Raw genomic sequence first — 18,615 nt, forward strand, 5'->3', positions numbered from 1 at the left:
GTCAAACGAGCAATCTGTCACATCCGCGCCCTTAGCCTGTTTCTGGCGATTCTGGCATCGCTGACCGCATCCCGCCCCTCTGTGGCGCAAAGCGGCAGCATCGAGCAGGGTTTTGCGAGTTCGCTGACGGCTGTTCCCGCCGAGAATCTCGTCGTTTCCGGCTCTTTCTACGTCCCAGTCTATTCCAGTGTTTCGATGAGCCAAGGCAGGCTCAGGGCCGATTTCTCGGTGACATTGAGTGTCCACAACACCTCCGAGACCAAGCCCCTTGTATTGAAGCGGATCGCCTATTTCGACACCGAAGGCAAGCCGGTTGAAAGCTACCTCAAGGCGCCGATCGCGCTGAAGCCGTTCGCAACCATCGAGGTCTTCATCCCCACCTCCGACGTGCGCGGCGGCACCGGCGCCAATTTCGTGGTGGACTGGGCGGCAGCCGGCGAGATCGCCGAACCCGCTGTCGAAGCGCTGATGGTTGGCAGCGTCGGCCCGGGGCACTATGCCTTCATCAGCCAGGGACGACCGATCAGGATCATCAGTAAGAACTAGCAAGAGGGCCATCGACTTTCTCCGGGCCTTCTCAACGACAACAACACGGGAGTGAATGTCCATGTCGTCAGCCCAATTCGATTTCGCGCCGCTGTTGCCCGCCGGCCTGCCGGCACCGGCCGCCAAGTGGACCGGGCTTGCCAAGTACAGCTTTGTCGGCGGCAACAACGATCCGGACGGGGTTCCGGTCGACGGGCTGATCGAGGCGGTCAACGCGGTGCTCAAGCGCGAGGGCAAGGCGCTCGCGACGTATAACCTCGCCCACGGCCCGCAAGGGTATCGGCCCTTGCGCGAATTCCTGATCCATAAGCTCAAGCGCGATGCCGGCATCGACTGCACGGCCGATGACATCTTGATCGTCTCCGGCTCGCTGCAGGCGCTCGACCTCGTCAACCACACGCTGCTGGCGAACGGCGACACCGTGCTGATCGAGCAGGAGACCTATCAGGGCTCGCTGAACCGGCTCACACGGCTCGGCATCAATGCCGTCGGCATTCCCCTCGACCAGGACGGCATCCGGATCGATGCGCTGGCTGCCGCGCTCGCCGACCACAAGCGGCGCGGCATCACGCCGAAATATATCTACACCATCCCGACCGTGCAGAACCCGACCGGCACGATCCTGCCCGAGAGCCGCCGCGCCGAGATGCTGAAGCTGTCGCGCGACTATGGCGTGCCGATCTTCGAGGACGATTGCTACGCCGACCTCACCTGGAGCGGCGAGCGTCCGCCCGCGATCTATGCCATGAGCCAGCAGGGCGGCGTGATCCATATCGGCTCGTTCTCGAAATCGATCGCGCCCGCCTTGCGCGTCGGCTTCATCGTCGCGCCCTGGGAAGTGATGTCGCGGATGCTGGCGCTGAAGACGGACGCAGGCTCCGGCGCGCTGGAGCAGATGGTGCTCGCCGAATATTGCGCGCCGCATTTTGCGACCCATGTGCCGGAGCTGACGCGCGGCCTGCGTGCCAAGCTCGATACGCTGATGGAGGCGCTGAGCGAGCAGTTCGGCACCGTGGCGGAATTCGAAGAGCCGAAGGGCGGCATCTTTCTCTGGGTCAAGCTTCCGGATCATGTCGATACGCTCAAGCTTTACCAGGCGGCGCTCGCCGCCGGCGTCTCGATCAATCCGGGACCGGAATGGTCGACCAACAAGGCGTGGTCCGGCAGCCGCCTGCGGCTGTGCTTCGCGAGCCCCTCGCATCAGCAGATCCGCGAAGGCGTAGCCGTGCTCGCCGACGTCTGCCGTCGCGAATTCGGCGTGCCGACACGCAGCGGCAATATCGAACGCGCGCAGGGGTGAAGGCCGCGCGGCGATCCGGTCGGCATCATGGCTATGGCCCCCCGTCATTGCGAGCGTAGCGAAGCAATCCATGTCTCCACTTGTGGCGCGATGGATTGCTTCGCTGCGCTCGCAATGACGAGCGAGATTTCCATCGCATGTCCAAACGTTAGCTGAACAGTTGTTCAGGATTCTCCTGTAGTTCCTGCGGAACGTTTCCGCGGGACCTGCCGTTTAGTCTCGGCACATGGAGGAGGACATCATGAAGAAACTTGCTTGTGTCTTTGCAGCGCTCGGCGCGATTGCCGTTGCAGTTCCGTCGATCGCCAATGCAGAGACCGTCGTAATCAAGCGTGGCGACCATCATCATCACTGGCGCGGCGCCCACGCCGAGATGCGCGGGCCCGGCTGGCATCATCGCCATCACGACAAGGTGGTGATCATCAAGAAGCATCATCACAATTACGGCTACTGAGGCGTGAACAGAATGGCTCCGCAAGGGGCCATTCTTTTTTGCAGCGATCCTGCGTAGGATGGGTAGAGCGCAGCGAAACCCATCGCGATAGAGCGAGCCGCACGATGATGGGTTTCGCGCCGCTCTACCCATCCTACGATTCCCCAAACCTTGCACCGCCGTCGTCCCCGCGAAAGCGGACCCATAACCACTGGGAGGCGTTCTGGCGGGAGCAAGCGGTTGCAGCGGAGCACACAACAAAGTCCCGTGGTTATGGGGTCCCGGGTCCCGGCTACGCCCAAGGGCTTCGCCGCGGCGCGCAAGCCCGGGACGACGAGGGGAGAGTTCTGATTCAGATTTCAAACAGCCGAGGGATGTGAGTCCGCATTCTCGCGGCGTGAAATGCCCGAGGTTTGCATCGTTTCCGCCCTCCTCGATGCCAGAGGTCGCGGTTGTCGACGTCCTTCAAGGTCACCGTCATCACCCCGGTCGCACCATCGATGTCGACGCGGCCGAAGAATTGCAGGCCGAAGCAGGGAGCGAGGTTGTCGCCCTGCTCTGCGCTGCAGCCTTTCTGATACATCGCTTTGGGGCCGAAAGTGTTGTCGAGCACGCCGGGCGACCAGGTGCCGGCGTGCAGCGGGCCGGAGACGAATTCCCAGAACGGCTCGAATTTCTGGAAGACCGCGCGGTTCGGATTGTAATGATGGGCCGCGGTGTAGTGCATGTCGGCGGTGAGCCAGACCGTGTTGCGGATGCCGGCGCACTTCATGAAAGACAGGAGATCGGCGATCTCGTGCTCGCGGCGCTCCGGAGGGCCGTCGCCGAGCGCGACCGCATCCAGGCTGATGAGGCCGATCGGCAAGTCCGCGGCGATCACCTTCCAGGTGGCGTTGGAGGCGACCAGCTCGCGCTTCAGCCATGCGAGCTGCGCCTTGCCAAGGATGAAGCCGTCGCTGTTGCCATCGCCTTTATTCCACGTGGAATCGCGGTAAGAGCGCATGTCGATGAGGAACACGTCGAGCAGCGGACCATAGGCGATCCTGCGATAGACGCGGCCGTCCTGCGCGGGGGCAGCGCGCATCGGCATGAATTCGTGAAACGCGCGCCGCGCACGCGCCACCAGACGCGAAGAGCCGTCCTCGGCATAGCCGGTCTCATCAGCGCTGCCGATCGGCGACCAGTCGTCGGCGACCTCGTGGTCGTCCCATTGTGCGAACATCGGCACTTCCGCATGGAAGGCGCGGAAGTTTGCGTCACACCAATTGTATTTGTAGTTGCCGCGAAATTGCGCGAGGCTCCTGGCAACCGCCGACTTCTCTTCGGTGACGATGTTACGCCAGAGCGTGCCGTCCGGCAGCCGCAACTCAGATGGCACCGGGCAATCGGCGTAGATGTGGTCGCCGGAATGAATGAAGAAGTCGGGACGGTTCGCCAGCATGGTGCGGTAGCTGCGCAGGCCGCCACGGGAGGGATCGATGCCCCAACCCTGCCCCACGGTATCGCCGGACCAGACGAAGGAGATCGATCGGCGCGTCATCGGTGCGGTGCGGAAATGGCCGCCGCTCGCCTCGCCCGCAAGCCCATCGGACGATTCAAAGCGCACGCGATAGAAAATGTCCTGTCCCGGCGGCAGGCCATCGATGAGGAGCTTTGCGGTGAAGTCGGTTGAAGGCAGCGCGTCGCTTGAGGCCGCGCGCAAAATGGTCTTGAAATTCTCGTCGGCTGCGCATTCCACCTGCATCCGCGCGGCCCGATCGACACGCGACCAGATCACAGCGGCATCATCAGAGACGTCACCCGATTGAATCCCGCACCGAAGCTTCGGGCGATCGGCGGCGCAGCTGAGATAGGGCTTGGCGAGAGTGCCGAGACTTGCGAGTGCGGCGGTCGAGCCTGACCGGATCAGAACCTGGCGCCGGGTCAGGCCGCGCCTGGCGCGTGTCGCAATCGCCATCAGGCAGGATCTCCGTCGAATCGCGACGAAGGTTGCCTGCGCTGCTTGACTCCCAGCCTACGGTTTTACGACAGATGGATGACTCGTGAAAACGCGCTCGTCATGCCCGGGCTTGACCCGGGCATCCACGTCTTGCAGCCGCGCGCGCTCTCGTGGATGGCCCGGCCATGACGGAGAATGTGTGCGCCAGTGGTGCTCTTAAGGCTTTGTCGGGCGCGCCCGTCAGCGCCAGTTGCAGATGCCGCCGGAGCGGCAGGGCCAGGTCTGGATGCGGGCGTCGCGGGCCTGGGCGTCGAGCGGGTTGCCGTGGCGGCGGGCAAGCTTGGCGCGGGCGGGAACGCGCCGCTCCGTGCGCACCGACCGCTCAGGCACAGGCGCAGCACGCGCGGCCCTGACCCTTTTCGTCTCTACCGGCTTCGGTTCCGCGACCACGTGTGCAGCATCATTGTGATCGCTTTTGGCTTCGACGGGAACCGGTGCGAACTCCGTCGGCGGACCGAGCCGCTTAGGCGACAGCACGGCCTTGGAGAGGTCGAGATTGAAATAGTCGCCGGGGCGATAATCGTCCGCCATCGCCGGGACGCTCAGGACCAGGGCGGCGGTGGCAACGGCGGCCAGAACTGCATTTCTGGAGCTCACCGAACGCCTCCGAAATGACTCCAAGTGGACACGCCCATCATGTAGGAAGCCGGCCGGACAATTCCAGCCGATCCTGTGGGCACGGTTACCGATCAACGAAAACAATGGCCGCAGGTTGCTTCCTGCGGCCCAAGAATAGGCTCAAGAATCAGCCCAAGCACCGGACCGGATCGGAACCTACTCGGCTGCCTGCGCGACCGGCTGACCGATCGCAGCTTCGAGCCGCTGGCACTCCTGGCGATAGCGAGCGACGTTCGCTTCCTTGACGTGGCCGTAGCCGCGTACCAACTCCGCAGCCTTCGCCAGCGCCACCAAGCGCGGCAAATCGAGCGGCTTGTTGCCGAGATGGCGCAGGATCATCGCCGAATATTCGCCCGGCAGCGCCCGCTCCATCCGCCGCTCGGCGGTGTAGCCGAAGATATCGAGCGCGGAACCACGCAAGCGTTTCAGCCGCGCCAGCAGCCTGAACGCGCTGAACACCCAGGGCCCGAACTCGCGCTTCTGCAGATGTCCGGTGACCTTGTCGCGACGCGCGAACAGCGGCGGGGCGAGCAGCACCTTCAACCCGGGCTCGCCGTCGAATTGCTCCTTCAACGCCCTCGCGAATTCGCCATCGGTATAGAGCCGCGCGACCTCGTACTCGTCCTTGTAGGCCATCAGCTTGAACAGGCCTTTTGCAAACGCCTCCGTCAGCTCATGTGAGCCGGGGGCCGCTGCCGTCTCGGCGGCCCGCACCCGCGCGACGTCGGCGAGGTAACGCTGCGAATAGGCCTCGTCCTGATAGTCGATGAGAAACTTGGTGCGGAAGGCGATGGTCTCGTCGAGCGTGCGCCGTGCCGGCGCCGCGCTCGACGTTTTGAAGCGCGCGGCGCTGACGACGCGCGCCAGGTCGTGCGCGGCGAGCCGGCCCCATGAGAAGGCGATCTTGTTCATGTCAACCGCGGCGCCGTTGAGCTCGATCGCCTTCATCAGCGCCTCCAGCGACATCGGCACCGCGCCGCGCTGGAAGGCGAAGCCGAGCAGGAAGGCGTTGGTGGCGATGCTGTCGCCCATCAGCGCGGTGGCAAGGCCGGTGGCATCGAGGATGTCGAGGTCGGACGAGGTGACGGCTTGGCTCAACGCATCGCGCATCGTGCCCGCCTCGAAATCGAGGTCGGGATTCATCACGAAGCTCGCGGTCGGCAGCAGGTCGGCATTGACGATCGCGCGCGTCACACCGCGTTCGGCCCGGCTCAGCGCGGCGACGCTGGTCGCGACCACGATGTCGCAGCCGAGGATCAGGTCGGCGCCGCCGGCGGCGATGCGGACGCTGGCGAGATCCTCCGCACGCGGCGCGAGGCGCACATGACTCATGACCGCGCCGTTCTTCTGCGACAGGCCGGTGAAGTCGAGCGTCGAGCACGCCAAGCCCTCGACATGGGCTGCCATGCCGAGCAGCGCGCCGATGGTGATGACGCCTGTGCCGCCGATGCCGGTGACGAGGATGTTGTAGGGACCTGAAAGCGCCTGAGGCTGCGGCGTCGGCAGGTCCGCGAACAGCGCCGACGGATCGGCGGCAGCGCGGTCGGCCTTGCGCAGCTTCGGGTCATGGACGGTGACGAAGCTCGGGCAAAAGCCCTCGATGCAGGAAAAATCCTTGTTGCAGTTACTCTGATCAATGCGGCGCTTGCGGCCGAACTCGGTCTCCAGCGGCTGCACCGAGACGCAGTTCGACTGCACCGAGCAGTCCCCGCAGCCCTCGCAGACCCGCTCGTTGATGAAGACGCGCTTGGGCGGATCGGGATAGAGCCCGCGCTTGCGGCGGCGGCGCTTCTCCGCCGCGCAGGTCTGGTCGTAGATCAGGACGGTGAGGCCGGCGATGTCGCGGAGCTCGCGCTGTACGGCGTCGAGCTCGCGGCGGTGATGCACGGTGGCGTCGGCCGGGAAATAGTTGGCGGGATATTTGGTGGGATCGTCGGAGACGATGGCGATGCGCTTGGTGCCTTCGGCGGCGACCTGATGCGCAATCTGCGACACGTTGAAGCTGCCTTCGGCGGGCTGACCGCCGGTCATCGCGACCGCATCATTATAGAGGATCTTGTAGGTGATGTTGACGCCGGCGGCGGCCGCGGCGCGCAGTGCGAGCAGGCCTGAATGGGTGTAGGTGCCGTCGCCGAGATTCTGGAAGACGTGCTTCTCGTCGGTGAACGGCGCCTGCCCGATCCAGGCCACGCCCTCGGCGCCCATATGCGAGATGGTGGCGGTGCGGCGCGCCGGGATCGACAGCGCCATGCCGTGACAGCCGATGCCGGCCATGGCGCGGCTGCCTTCCGGGATCTTGGTCGAGGTGTTGTGCGGACAGCCCGAGCAGAAATAGGGCGTGCGCTGCAGTTTTGCGGCGCCGATGCCCTCGGCCGGCCGATCGAAGGCCTCCAGCTTGGCGAGGCGCTGCTCCAGCATCGGACTGCGATGGCCGAGCCTGCGCAGCCGCGCGACGACAGCGGCAGCGACCATGGTCGGCGTCAATTCCCCTTCGCTCGGCAGCAGCACCGCGCCGCTCTCGTCGCGCTTGCCGACCACCGACGGCCGCCTGGAAGCATCCACATTGTAGAGAATGCGGATGAGCTGGTCCTCGATGAAGCCACGCTTCTCCTCGACCACGAGCACGTCCTGCAATCCTTCGGCGAAGGCGCGGGCGCCGGATTCCTCCAGCGGCCATGTCAGCGCGACCTTGTAGATGCGAAGACCGAGCGCTTGCGCCTCGGCGTCGGTGATACCAAGCTCAGCCAGCGCCTGGCGCAGATCGAGATAGGCCTTGCCTGTCGCCATGATGCCGAGCCGCGCCGGCTTGGAGTCGAGCACGATGCGGTCGAAGCGGTTGGCGCGGGCAAAGGCGGCGACGGCCTGCATCTTCGGGCCGTGCAGGCGGCGCTCCTGTTCGAGCGGCGCATCCGGCCAGCGAATGGAAAGGCCATCCGGCGGCATCTCGAAATCATCCGGCGTGATGATCCGGATCCGGTCGGGATCGCTGATGATCGAGGCCGAGCTCTCCACCGTCTCGGAGATCGCCTTGAAGCCGACCCAGCAGCCGCTGTAGCGCGACAAGGCGAAGCCAAGGATGCCGAGGTCGAGATAGTCCTGCAGCGTGGCCGGATTGACGACCGGCATCAGCGCCGATGCGAACACCTGCTCGCTCTGATGCGCCAGCGTCGAGGACTGGCAGCCATGGTCGTCGCCGGCGAGCGCGATCACGCCGCCATTCCGCGAGGTGCCGGCGGAATTGGCGTGCTTCAGCGCATCGAGCGAGCGGTCGACGCCGGGTCCCTTGCCGTACCAGATGCCGAACACGCCGTCGACCTTGGCGCCCGGAAACATGCCGACCTGCTGGCTGCCCCACACCGCGGTCGCGGCCAGATCCTCGTTGAGGCCAGGGACGAAGGCGATGTCGTGCTGCTTGAGGAAAGATTTCGCCCGCCACAATGTGTGGTCGTACATGCCGAGCGGCGAGCCGCGGTAGCCGGAGATGAAACCCGCTGTGGTGAGTCCCTGCGCACGATCGCGTTCGCGCTGCAGCATGGGAAGCCGCACCAGCGCCTGGGTACCGGAAAGAAAGATGCGTTTGACGTCCAACCGGTACTTGTCGTCCAGGCCAACTTCCATCAGCGACATGCTTCGCTCCCCGTTCGTGCAAGCTTTTTATGGCTGCATAAAATGCACCGTTTTGCTATGCGTTGAAGGGCCTGCATTCATGGCCTGACAGCATATCTCCCGCCCCCTTGCCGGCCCCGCGCATCTTTGAAACGCTATCGTCAACGGGGAGAACCCCGATGGACAAAAACGAAAAGCGGGAGTGAAGCAGAGATGCGCCTTCAAGATCGTGTCGCCATCGTCGTCGGCGCCGGCCAGAGCCCCGGCGAGGGCATCGGCAATGGCCGCGCCACCGCGCTCACTTTCGCGCGCGAAGGCGCCAAGGTGCTGTGCGTCGACCACCATTTCGAATCAGCGCAGGAGACCGTCGACATGATCGCGGCGAAGGGCGGCACCGCTGTCGCCTTCAAGGCCGACGTGACGAAGAACGCCGAGATCAAGGCGATGGTGGCGGACGCGCATCGGCGCTGGGGCAAGGTCGATATCCTGCACAACAATGTCGGCGTCAGCCTCGCAGGCGGCGATGCCGAACTGCTCGAGATCAGCGAAGAGGCGTTCGACCGCTGCGTCGCGATCAACCTCAAGAGCTGCATCCTCGCCGCCAAGCATGTGATCCCGATCATGCGCACGCAGAACAGCGGCGCCATCATCAATATCTCCTCGATGGCGGCGATCACGACCTACCCTTACGTCGCTTACAAGGCGACGAAGTCGGCGATGATCGCCTTCACCGAACAGCTTGCCTATCAGAACGCGCAATACGGCATTCGCGCCAATGTGATCCTGCCCGGCCTGATGAACACGCCGATGGCAGTCGACACCCGCGCCCGCGAATTCAACAAGAGCCGCGCGGAAGTCGAGGCCGAGCGCGACAGCAAGGTGCCGCTGCGCCAGAAGATGGGCACCGGCTGGGACGTCGCCAACGCCGCGCTGTTTCTGGCGTCAGATGAGGCGAGTTTTATTACGGGTGTCACATTGCCTGTGGATGGGGGTGCCAGCGTACGGCGCGGTTGACTGCTTTACCTCGCCCCGCTCTTGCGGGGAGAGGTCGGCGCGCAGCGCCGGGTGAGGGGTCTCTCCGCGAACGCATTTCTCTCAAAAACCTAAGATGCGGAGACTCCCCTCACCCCGCCCCTCTCCCCGCAAGAGCGGGGCGAGGGAGAAGGGGCAGCACGGCTGTATCATCTGGTTAAGATTCAATGGATGGCTTGAAAATATTGAAGAATTCCAGCCACACGATGATGTGACGGTCTATCCCCGTAATTCGAAATCCTGACTCGTTCTGGTCGCATGTTCTTCACGAGCGCTGGGTAATACGCGCCCCGTCGATGGTTAACGAATCCGAGGGACCATGAACGACGAATTCGACTATGAGCTGACAACCGATCAGTGGGAAGTTCTCAAAGCGTTGCGTGCACCTGCAGCAAACCCTTCGAGAATAAGCAGGTTTGCGGTCGAAAGCCTGATCACGCTCGGGCTCGCCGCGATGCGGGGCGATTCGCTGGCGTTAACGCCTGCCGGACGCAAGGTGCTGGTGCGCGGCTCGTCGAAACTGCTGCAGGACCTCGCCGCTTGAGGTGAGGACTGCAGCGGGATGATTTTTCCTCGAAACCATCCCGCTTCATCTTTTTGTAATGCGTGATCACGCTCCGGGCCCGCGCGGCGTCATGCCGCGTGGGCCTTTGTTGGAATGGTCGCTTCGCCGTGATGCGTCAGCGGCTTCATGCCGGTGGCGCTGCGGAGCAACACATAGAAGACCGGCGTCAGGAACAGACCGAAGATCGTGACACCGATCATGCCGGAGAACACTGCGACGCCCATCGCGCGACGCATCTCCGAGCCGGCGCCGGTCGACAGCACCAGCGGCAGCACGCCCATGATGAACGCCATCGACGTCATCAGGATCGGGCGAAGCCGCAAGCGGCTCGCCTCGATCGCGGCGCGGATCGGCGAACGGCCGGCGAATTCCAACTCGCGCGCGAACTCGACGATCAGGATCGCGTTCTTCGCCGACAATCCCACCAGCACAATCAAGCCGATCTGGGTGAAGATGTTGTTGTCGCCGCCGGAGAGCCAGACGCCGAACATCGCAGCCAACAGTCCCATCGGCACGATCATGAGGATCGCGAGCGGCAGCGTCAGGCTTTCATAGAGCGCAGCCAGCACCAGGAAGACCAGCAGGATCGCGAGCGGGAAGACCCAGAGGCCGGAATTGCCGGCGATGAACTCCTGATAGGTCAGGTCGGTCCATTCGAAGGCAAAGCCCGGCGGCAGCACTTCGGCGGCGATCCGCGTCGCCGCTTCCTGCGCCTGGCCGGACGAATAGCCGGGCGCCGCAGCGGCGTTGATGTCCGAGGACAAAAAGCCGTTGTAGCGGATCGCGCGCTCTGGCCCTGCGCTCTGGCGGATCTTCAGCAGCGCCGATAGCGGGACCATGTCGCCGGAGGCCGAACGCACCTTCAACTGCCTGATGTCGTCGGCGCGGGCGCGGAACGGCGCGTCGGCCTGGACATAGACTGAGTACGTACGACCGAATTTGTTGAAGTCGTTGACGTAGTACGAGCCCAAATAGATTTGGAGCGTGTTGAACACCTCCGTCACGGGCACGCCGAGCTGCAGCGCCTTGGTGCGGTCGATGTCGGCATAGAGCTGGGGAACGTTGACCTGGAAGCTCGAGAACAGGCCGGCGATCTCCGGCGCCTTCGACATCGCCGCCATGAACGCCTTGGTCGCCTCGTTGAGCGCGTCATAGCCGAGGCCAGCGCGATCCTCGATCTGCAGCTTGAAGCCGCCGATGGTGCCGAGACCGTTGACCGGCGGCGGCGGGAACATCGCGATGAAAGCTTCCTGGATGCCGGCATATTTCTTGTTGAGCTCGGCGGCGATCGCATTGCCGCTGAGCGAAGCGTCCTTGCGCTCGTCGAACGGCTTCAGCGTCGAGAACACGATGCCGGCGTTGGAGGAGTTGGTGAAGCCGGAGATCGACAGACCCGGGAAGGCCACCGAGCTTTCGACGCCGGGCTGGGTCAGCGCGATGTCGCTCATCTTGCGGATGACCTCCTCGGTGCGATCCAGCGTCGCGCCGTCGGGCAGCCGCGCGAAGCCGACCAGATACTGCTTGTCCTGGCCGGGAACGAAGCCGCTCGGCACCTGCTTGAACAGCACGGCGGTGACGCCGATCAGGAGCACATAAACGCCCATCACGGCGGCCTTGCCGAAGATCACCTTGGTGACGCTGCGGCCGTAATTCTCCGAGGAGCGCGTGAAGACGCGGTTGAAGCCCCGGAAGAACCAGCCCAGCCCCTTGTCCATGATCAGCGTCAGCCTGTCCTTGGGCTCGTGATGGCCCTTCAGCAGCAGCGCCGAGAGCGCCGGCGACAGTGTCAGCGAGTTGATCGCCGAGATCACGGTCGAGATCGCGATCGTCAACGCGAACTGCTTGTAGAACTGACCGGTGAGGCCGGAGATGAAGGCGAGCGGCACGAACACCGCGATCAGGACCAGCGCGATCGCGATGATCGGGCCGGACACTTCCTTCATCGCCTGGTAGGTGGCCTCCCGCGGCGACAGGCCGGACTCGATATTGCGTTCGACGTTCTCGACCACGACGATGGCGTCGTCGACGACGATGCCGATCGCGAGCACCAGGCCGAACAGGCTGAGCGCGTTGATGGAGAAGCCGAACACATGCATCACCGCGAAGGTGCCGACGATCGACACCGGCACCGCGAGCAGCGGAATGATCGAGGCGCGCCAGGTCTGCAGGAACAGGATCACCACCAGCACGACCAGCACGATCGCTTCCAAGAGCGTGTGCACCACCGCCTCGATCGAGGAACGCACGAACTGCGTGGGATCGTAGACGATCTTGAAGTCGACGCCATCGGGCATGTTCTTCTTGATCTCGGCCATGGTGGCGCGGACCTTGGTGGAGATATCGAGGGCGTTGGAGCCGGGCGCCTGGTTGATCGGGATCGCGACCGCCTGCTTGTTGTCGAGCAGGGAGCGCAGGCCATATTCGGAAGCCCCTAACTCAATGCGCGCAACGTCACGCAGCCGTACCACCTCGCCGCGCGCGCCGGTCTTCACCACGATCTCACCGAACTGCTCTTCGCTGGCGAGCCGGCCCTCGGCATTGACGGAAAGCTGCAGGTCGATGCCCTTGACGCTGGGCGAGGAGCCGACCACGCCGGCGGCGGCTTCGACATTCTGCGCCTGGATCGCCCTGACGATATCGCTCGCGGTCAGGCCGTGCTCGGCGGCCTTCTGCGGATCGACCCACACCCGCATCGAATAGTCGCCGGCGCCATAGAGCTGGACGTCGCCGACGCCGTCGATCCGCGCCAGCCGGTCCTTGACATTGAGCACTGCGTAGTTGCGCAAATACGTCATGTCGTAGCGGTTGTTCGGCGACAACAGATGCACCACCATGGTGAGGTCGGGCGAGCTCTTCTTGGTGATGATGCCGAGCTGGCGCACCACCGCCGGCAGGCGCGGCTCGGCCTGCTGCACGCGGTTCTGCACGAGCTGCGTCGCCTTGTCGGGGTCGGTGCCGAGGCGGAAGGTCACCGTCAGCGTCATCGCGCCGTCGGTGGTCGCCTGGCTGCTCATATAGAGCATGTTCTCGACGCCGTTGATCTGCTCCTCGATCGGCGTGGCGACCGTTTCCGCGATCACCTTCGGATTGGCGCCGGGATAGGTGGCGCGCACCACGACCGAAGGCGGCACGACATCGGGATATTCCGAGATCGGCATCGCGAGCAGCGAGATCAGGCCGGCGAGGAAAATCAGGACCGACAGCACGCCTGCAAAGATCGGGCGGTCGATGAAAAATTTCGAGAGATTCATGGGTGTGCCCCCGCCTGTGCGGAGCCTTCCAATGCGATCAATTCAGGAGTTGGGGAGTTTCTCCTTCTCCCCGCACGCGGGAAGAAGGTCGGGATGAGGGGGAGCTTCCGCAAACACGGTGAGAGATAGACTCGTGGAAAGGTTCCCCCTCACCCGGATCGCATCTTCGATGCGATCCGACCTCTCCCCGCGAGCGGGGCGAGGTGGAGTCCGGCAGATCGATCGAGCGCCAAGTCATCACGCATCACTGCTGCGCCAGATGCTGATTGTTGCTACCGGCAGCGGCCTGCTGGGTGCCCCGCGCGCCCATTTCGGCGATCTCCAATTTCAGGAGAGCGCCGGGGCGCACGCGCTGCAGGCCATTGACGACGATGCGCTCGCCCGACTTCAGGCCCGAGGTGACGATACGCAGGCCGTCGACGGTGCCGCCGAGCGCGACCGGACGGTAGACTGCGCGGCTATCCTCGCCGACCACCATCACGAATTTCTTGTCCTGGTCGGTGCCGATCGCGCGCTCATCAACCAGCACAAGCGTCTGCTTCTGCGGCTGGCCCATGCGCACGCGGGCGAACTGACCCGGGATCAGGCGGCCGTCTTCATTGCGGAACACCGCCCGCACGCGGATGGTGCCGCTCTGGCCGTTGACCTGGTTGTCGATGAGCTGGATATGCCCCTTGGCGGTGGTGCCGCCGGACGTCGTCATCTCCACCGGGATCCGGTCGAGATTGCCGCGCGTGCCGGAGGCATCTGCGATCGAGTTCAGCGCGCGCAGCACCACCTCTTCGTCGGCGTCGAAGCTGGCATAGATCGGATTGACCGAGACCAGCGAGGTCAACACCGGCGACGCGGTACCGGCCGCGACGAGATTGCCGACGGTGACCTCGAATTTGCCGACGCGGCCGTCCACGGGAGCGCGCACTTCGGTGTAGTCGAGATTGAGCTTTGCGGTTTGCAGCGTCGCTTCGGCGGCCTTGACGTTGGCGATGGCTTCGCGATTGGCATTGTCGCGCTGGTCATAGTCGCGCCGCGTCACGACCGCGTTGCCGACGAGCTGCGCGCCGCGCTCGAGTTCGCTGGTCGTGAACACCACGCGCGCTTTGGCGGCCTCGAGCTGCGCCTTGGCCTTGTCGACCTCGGCGGCGTAAGGCGCGGGATCGATCTTGAACAGGACGTCACCGGCCTTCACCAGCGAGCCCTCGGTGAAGTTGGTCGAAAGGATCGCTCCGGCGACACGCGGCCGGACCTCGACACGGTCGATGGCCTCGAGGCGGCCGGAGAAATCGTCCCACAGATTGGCCTGTCGGGGCTCGATGGCCGCGACCGTCACGGCGACGGCCTGCTCCGGTGCGGCGGCTGCACTGGTCGCCTGCGCGGCATAAAAATAGCGGCCGGAAAGGACCGATCCGGCCGCCACGACGGCGCCAACGATCACAATACCGCCAACGATGCGTCGGAATCGGCCAGAACGGGGGGTAATACGGGCGGGGGGCATTTGCGCGCTCCATAATGTAGTGAGCGCTACAAATGTGGATCTGGACGCCGGTCCGCAAGATACTTATGTAGCGGATGTTAAGAAATTTTCAGGGAGCACGCAATGGCGATGGGCAGGCCCCGGGCGTTCGACGCCGACGCGGCGCTGGACCAGGCGATGGAAGTGTTCTGGCGGCACGGCTATGAGGGCGCGACGATCGCGCAACTCACTGAAGTCATGGGCATAAATCCGCCAAGCCTGTACGCGGCCTTCGGCAGCAAAGAGGGCCTGTTGAAGGCTGCGCTCGATCGCTATAGCGCCAAACGCGCCTGCTGGATGGAAGAAATCGTGAGCGCGCCGACCGCCCGCGGGGTGGCCGAGCGCATGCTGATGGGCACCGCCGATACCCAGACCGACCCGGCCAACCCACCCGGCTGCCTGCTGGTCCAGGGCGGTCTTGCCTGCGGCACCGGCTCGGCAAACGTTCCATTCGAACTCGCCGCCCATCGGGCGCAGACCGAAAACCAGCTCCGCGAGCGCTTCGTCAGGGCGAAGGCCGAGGGCGACCTGAAGGAAACCGCTGACCCCGCCGCGCTCGCGCGCTATCTCTCCGCAGTCATCGCCGGCATGGGCGTGATGGCCTCGTCGGGCGCCGACCGCGAGGCACTGCGGCAGGTCGCCGCGGTATCGGTGAAGGCGTTCGAGGAGCAGAGTAATTCGTAAGTCGCCTGCCCCGCTCCGTCCGCTCAGCTTGAACCTCTGCCGGGTTTGATCCGAGAATGGTGCGAGCCTGACCGGGTTGGGGAGTGACCGGCGATGAAGCATTGGAGCCGCTGGCTGCCAGGTCTCGACGCCATCCGTCGATATGAAGCGGCGTCGCTCCGCCACGATGTCTTCGCCGGGCTCGTGCTGGCGACCATGCTGGTCCCGGTTGGGATTGCCTACGCGGAAGCATCGGGCTTGCCCGGCATCTACGGTCTGTACGCAACGATCGTACCGCTGCTGGTCTACGCGTTGTTCGGGCCCAGCCGCATCCTTGTGCTGGGACCGGACTCGGCTCTCGCAGCAGTCATCCTCGGCGTCGTCGTTCCGCTGTCGGGTGGCGATCCTCTGCGCGCCGCAACCTTGGCGGGCGCAATGGCCATCGTGTCCGGGACGGTATGCATTCTGGCAGGCATCGCGCGTCTGGGTTTTGTGACCGAGCTTCTCTCCAAGCCGATACGCTACCGTTACATGAACGGAATTGCCCTGACCGTGTTGGTCAGCCAACTGCCAAAGCTGTTGGGTTTCTCCATCGAGAGCGAGGGACCGTTGCGGAGCTTGTGGGCAATCGGCGATGCGATCCTTGAAGGCAAGACCAACTGGATCGCCTTCGGGATTGGTCTCGGCACCCTGATCATTATTCTCGTGCTCCGGAACAACAAGCGGCTGCCAGGTATCCTGATTGCAGTGGTCGCGGCGACGCTCATCGTCGGTGCGCTGGGTCTCGGGCCGCATTATGGCGTCACCGTCCTGGGTCCTCTTCCGCAGGGGTTGCCGGGCTTCGCCGTTCCTCTGATCGGCATCAATGACATAGTGCCGGTCGTGCTCGGCGGCTCTGCCGTCGCGCTGATATCGTTCGCCGACACCAGCGTGCTTTCGCGCGCCTTTGCCGCACGATTGGACACACAGGCCGATCCCAACCAGGAGATGGTGGGGCTTGGCGCCGCCAATCTGGCAGCCGGCTTTTTCCAGGGCTTTCCGATCAGCAGCAGCAGTTCGCGCACGCCGGTTGCCGAAGCCGCCGGCGCCCGCACCCAACTGACTTGTGTCGTCGGCGCGCTGGCCATCGCCCTTCTGCTGCTGGTAGCGCCAAACCTCCTTCAGCACTTGCCCAACGCCGCGCTCGCCGCCGTCGTCATCGCCGCCGCGATCGGGTTGTTCGAGGTCACCGACCTCAAACGGATCTATCGCATCCAGCAATGGGAGTTCTGGCTGTCGATCGTCTGCTTTGTCGGCGTGGCCGTGCTCGGGGTGATTCCGGGAATTGGCCTCGCGATCGCCATCGCCATCGCCGAATTTCTATGGGACGGGTGGCGCCCGCATTCGGCCGTGTTGGGCCGCGCCGACCGCGTCAAAGGTTATCACGACATCACCAGATATCCGGATGCACGCCAGGTCCCGGGGCTGGTGCTGTTTCGGTGGGACGCGCCTTTGTTCTTCGCCAACGCCGAATTCTTCAACGAGCGCATTATGGATGCCGTGGCGAAATCACCGACGCCCGTGCGCTGGCTGGTCGTTGCCGCGGAGCCGGTCACCAGCGTGGACGTCACCGCCGGCGATACACTTTCCCAGCTGGACGAGACACTGCACGCGCGGGGCATCGAGCTTCGTTTTGCCGAACTCAAGGATCCCGTAAAGGACAAGCTGAAGAAATTCGGATTATTGGCGCAGCTCGGCGAGGACAGCTTCTTCCCGACTGTCGGCGCCGCCGTTTCCGCCTACCTGGACATCAACAGTGATGTGGAATGGGAGGACTGGGAAGACCAAGCCGGCCGCTAAGGTGTGCATTCATAAAGGCGCACATGTCAGCTTCTGACGGCCAAGCGGAATCTTATGATCAGTCGGACCAATGCCGCTCGTGGCCCGAAGCAGACGTCTAACGCCGCCATCTATTGAGCTTCAACATAGCGTATAATGCTCTGGTTCTGAACGTTTGCGACCAATTCATCCGCGCGGGACAAAAGCCGACGGAGCAAGGGTGACGGATTTGCCCGATTGTATCCCAGGGCCAGATCGACTGTTGGAGTGCCGCCCTCGAGCGCTCTAGCGACGACGTTCGGTGCCAGCATGTTCTGTGCATAGAGGGGTACGAGGCTAATTCCGCCCGTGGAAGCCACGAGCGACATGGCCGATGATATGTTTTCGCCTTCGTACTTCGCCTTGAGAGTAATACCGACCCGAGATGCGTAGTTCTGTATAACCTCTTGCAAGACCGGAGAAGTTCTTGCCGAGCTGACATAGATCTCGCGGGCGAGATCTTGGGGACGAATCTTCTTGCGCGATGCCAGATGATGTTCGGCCGGCAGCACGGCGATCAACGGCTCCTTCGCCAACATCTTGAAGACGACGCCCTCGTTGTCTTTCTCGGGACGAAGGAAAGCTATGTCCAACTTTCCCCGCATCAATGCGAGCGCGAGTTCTGGTGAAGACTGCGTGCTGAGCGTGACTTCAACATCGGGTGCTTCCTCGCGAAGGATGCGCAGCAGCTGAGGGAGCCACATCACCTCCAGCCCGACGAGAAAACCCATCGAAAGGACGGGCCGTTGCGGTTGCGCTGTTTGCCGGGCGCCCTCCGTTGCGGCCTCAACCTGCAGCAGCGCCAGCCGCGCGTGATCAAGAAATACCCTTCCGGCGGCCGTCAGCGTCACGCCGCGCGCCTGGCGCTCCAATAGCTGGACGCCGACTTCGGCTTCTAGATCGCGGATCTGCCGGCTCAGCGACGGCTGGGAGGTGTTCAGTCGCCGCTCGGCGGCGTTCAGCAGGCTGCCTTCTTCAGCGACGGCAATGAAATAGCGCAGGTGCCGGAGCTCCATGATCCCTCGTATGTCTTCCAGGCATAGCTTGAAGCTTACAAGGTCTTGGTCAGGAGCCAAAGAGGGATCTACCGTTTCGTAGTCTTCAACCAAGAAAAGGACAACGAACAATGTCTTCGCCGAAGCCTCGTATCGTCTTCAGCAAAGTGATCCCAGCACTCCAGGCCGATAGGCACGGCGTGATCGCGATTCGGTACGGCCTCAACAATTCTGCAGCGC

Annotated in this window: 13 protein-coding genes; 7 read left to right on the forward strand and 6 right to left on the reverse strand. The window is 63.8% G+C overall.

What is annotated here, in order from left to right:
* Positions 1 to 81 precede the first annotated feature (81 nt).
* From AC5ZG1_RS10045 to AC5ZG1_RS10055, 3 genes are all read left to right on the forward strand, one after another.
* Positions 82 to 546 carry a DUF3124 domain-containing protein gene (locus AC5ZG1_RS10045; RefSeq protein ID WP_456642403.1) on the forward strand — a complete coding sequence of 155 codons (465 nt, stop codon included), beginning with the start codon at positions 82 to 84 and terminating at the stop codon, positions 544 to 546.
* A gap of 61 nt (positions 547 to 607) precedes the next feature.
* Positions 608 to 1,846, forward strand: a complete 1,239-nt coding sequence (locus tag AC5ZG1_RS10050; RefSeq protein WP_496132742.1) for an aminotransferase-like domain-containing protein — start codon at positions 608 to 610, stop codon at positions 1,844 to 1,846.
* Between the two features lie 241 nt (positions 1,847 to 2,087).
* Complete coding sequence (locus tag AC5ZG1_RS10055) at positions 2,088 to 2,300, forward strand: hypothetical protein (RefSeq protein WP_028168951.1); 213 nt, start codon at positions 2,088 to 2,090, stop codon at positions 2,298 to 2,300.
* A 331-nt stretch (positions 2,301 to 2,631) separates the two neighbouring features.
* Here AC5ZG1_RS10055 and AC5ZG1_RS10060 read toward each other — a convergent pair whose 3' ends face one another.
* The 3 genes from AC5ZG1_RS10060 to AC5ZG1_RS10070 form a co-directional block, all read right to left on the reverse strand.
* A complete protein-coding gene (locus tag AC5ZG1_RS10060; protein WP_496132743.1) occupies positions 2,632 to 4,236 on the reverse strand; it encodes an alkaline phosphatase D family protein in 1,605 nt (534 codons plus the stop codon).
* Positions 4,237 to 4,458: 222 nt separating this feature from the next.
* Positions 4,459 to 4,809 (reverse strand): hypothetical protein, encoded by a 351-nt coding sequence (locus tag AC5ZG1_RS10065; protein ID WP_463327876.1) that lies wholly within the window; start codon positions 4,807 to 4,809, stop codon positions 4,459 to 4,461.
* 243 nt (positions 4,810 to 5,052) lie between these two features.
* Positions 5,053 to 8,523, reverse strand: coding sequence for an indolepyruvate ferredoxin oxidoreductase family protein (locus tag AC5ZG1_RS10070; protein ID WP_496132744.1), 3,471 nt, complete (start codon positions 8,521 to 8,523; stop codon positions 5,053 to 5,055).
* A 192-nt stretch (positions 8,524 to 8,715) separates the two neighbouring features.
* Here AC5ZG1_RS10070 and AC5ZG1_RS10075 point away from each other — a divergent pair, with 192 nt between their 5' ends.
* Positions 8,716 to 9,516: an SDR family NAD(P)-dependent oxidoreductase gene (locus tag AC5ZG1_RS10075; RefSeq protein ID WP_496132745.1), complete on the forward strand. Its 801-nt coding sequence runs from the start codon at positions 8,716 to 8,718 to the stop codon at positions 9,514 to 9,516.
* Between the two features lie 337 nt (positions 9,517 to 9,853).
* On the forward strand, positions 9,854 to 10,078 hold the full coding sequence (locus AC5ZG1_RS10080; RefSeq protein ID WP_130226165.1) for a hypothetical protein: 225 nt from the start codon (positions 9,854 to 9,856) through the stop codon (positions 10,076 to 10,078).
* Positions 10,079 to 10,167: 89 nt separating this feature from the next.
* Here the strand turns inward: AC5ZG1_RS10080 and AC5ZG1_RS10085 are convergent, their stop codons facing one another.
* The gene (locus AC5ZG1_RS10085) at positions 10,168 to 13,350 is read right to left on the reverse strand and encodes an efflux RND transporter permease subunit (protein ID WP_028169158.1); all 3,183 of its coding nucleotides are present in this window, start codon (positions 13,348 to 13,350) and stop codon (positions 10,168 to 10,170) included.
* 244 nt (positions 13,351 to 13,594) lie between these two features.
* Complete coding sequence (locus AC5ZG1_RS10090) at positions 13,595 to 14,842, reverse strand: efflux RND transporter periplasmic adaptor subunit (protein WP_496132746.1); 1,248 nt, start codon at positions 14,840 to 14,842, stop codon at positions 13,595 to 13,597.
* A gap of 102 nt (positions 14,843 to 14,944) precedes the next feature.
* On the opposite strand from AC5ZG1_RS10090, the gene AC5ZG1_RS10095 reads away from it, so the two are divergent.
* A complete protein-coding gene (locus AC5ZG1_RS10095; RefSeq protein WP_130226168.1) occupies positions 14,945 to 15,544 on the forward strand; it encodes a TetR/AcrR family transcriptional regulator in 600 nt (199 codons plus the stop codon).
* A 93-nt stretch (positions 15,545 to 15,637) separates the two neighbouring features.
* Positions 15,638 to 17,362 (forward strand): SulP family inorganic anion transporter, encoded by a 1,725-nt coding sequence (locus AC5ZG1_RS10100; protein ID WP_496132747.1) that lies wholly within the window; start codon positions 15,638 to 15,640, stop codon positions 17,360 to 17,362.
* Positions 17,363 to 17,472: 110 nt separating this feature from the next.
* Here the strand turns inward: AC5ZG1_RS10100 and AC5ZG1_RS10105 are convergent, their stop codons facing one another.
* Positions 17,473 to 18,396 carry a LysR substrate-binding domain-containing protein gene (locus AC5ZG1_RS10105; protein WP_496132845.1) on the reverse strand — a complete coding sequence of 308 codons (924 nt, stop codon included), beginning with the start codon at positions 18,394 to 18,396 and terminating at the stop codon, positions 17,473 to 17,475.
* Between the last annotated feature and the right edge of the window lie 219 nt (positions 18,397 to 18,615).

It is taken from the genome of Bradyrhizobium sp. Leo78 (assembly GCF_059512425.1).

Bases quoted from the DNA above. Each gene is read 5' to 3' on its own strand.
- AC5ZG1_RS10050 (WP_496132742.1), top strand. From the start codon at position 608: ATGTCGTCAGCCCAATTCGATTTCGCGCCGCTGTTGCCCGCCGGCCTG.
- AC5ZG1_RS10055 (WP_028168951.1), top strand. From the start codon at position 2,088: ATGAAGAAACTTGCTTGTGTCTTTGCAGCGCTCGGCGCGATTGCCGTT.
- AC5ZG1_RS10060 (WP_496132743.1), bottom strand. From the start codon at position 4,236: ATGGCGATTGCGACACGCGCCAGGCGCGGCCTGACCCGGCGCCAGGTT.
- AC5ZG1_RS10065 (WP_463327876.1), bottom strand. From the start codon at position 4,809: ATGGCGGACGATTATCGCCCCGGCGACTATTTCAATCTCGACCTCTCC.
- AC5ZG1_RS10070 (WP_496132744.1), bottom strand. From the start codon at position 8,523: ATGTCGCTGATGGAAGTTGGCCTGGACGACAAGTACCGGTTGGACGTC.
- AC5ZG1_RS10075 (WP_496132745.1), top strand. From the start codon at position 8,716: ATGCGCCTTCAAGATCGTGTCGCCATCGTCGTCGGCGCCGGCCAGAGC.
- AC5ZG1_RS10080 (WP_130226165.1), top strand. From the start codon at position 9,854: ATGAACGACGAATTCGACTATGAGCTGACAACCGATCAGTGGGAAGTT.
- AC5ZG1_RS10085 (WP_028169158.1), bottom strand. From the start codon at position 13,350: ATGAATCTCTCGAAATTTTTCATCGACCGCCCGATCTTTGCAGGCGTG.
- AC5ZG1_RS10090 (WP_496132746.1), bottom strand. From the start codon at position 14,842: ATGCCCCCCGCCCGTATTACCCCCCGTTCTGGCCGATTCCGACGCATC.
- AC5ZG1_RS10095 (WP_130226168.1), top strand. From the start codon at position 14,945: ATGGCGATGGGCAGGCCCCGGGCGTTCGACGCCGACGCGGCGCTGGAC.
- AC5ZG1_RS10100 (WP_496132747.1), top strand. From the start codon at position 15,638: ATGAAGCATTGGAGCCGCTGGCTGCCAGGTCTCGACGCCATCCGTCGA.
- AC5ZG1_RS10105 (WP_496132845.1), bottom strand. From the start codon at position 18,396: ATGGAGCTCCGGCACCTGCGCTATTTCATTGCCGTCGCTGAAGAAGGC.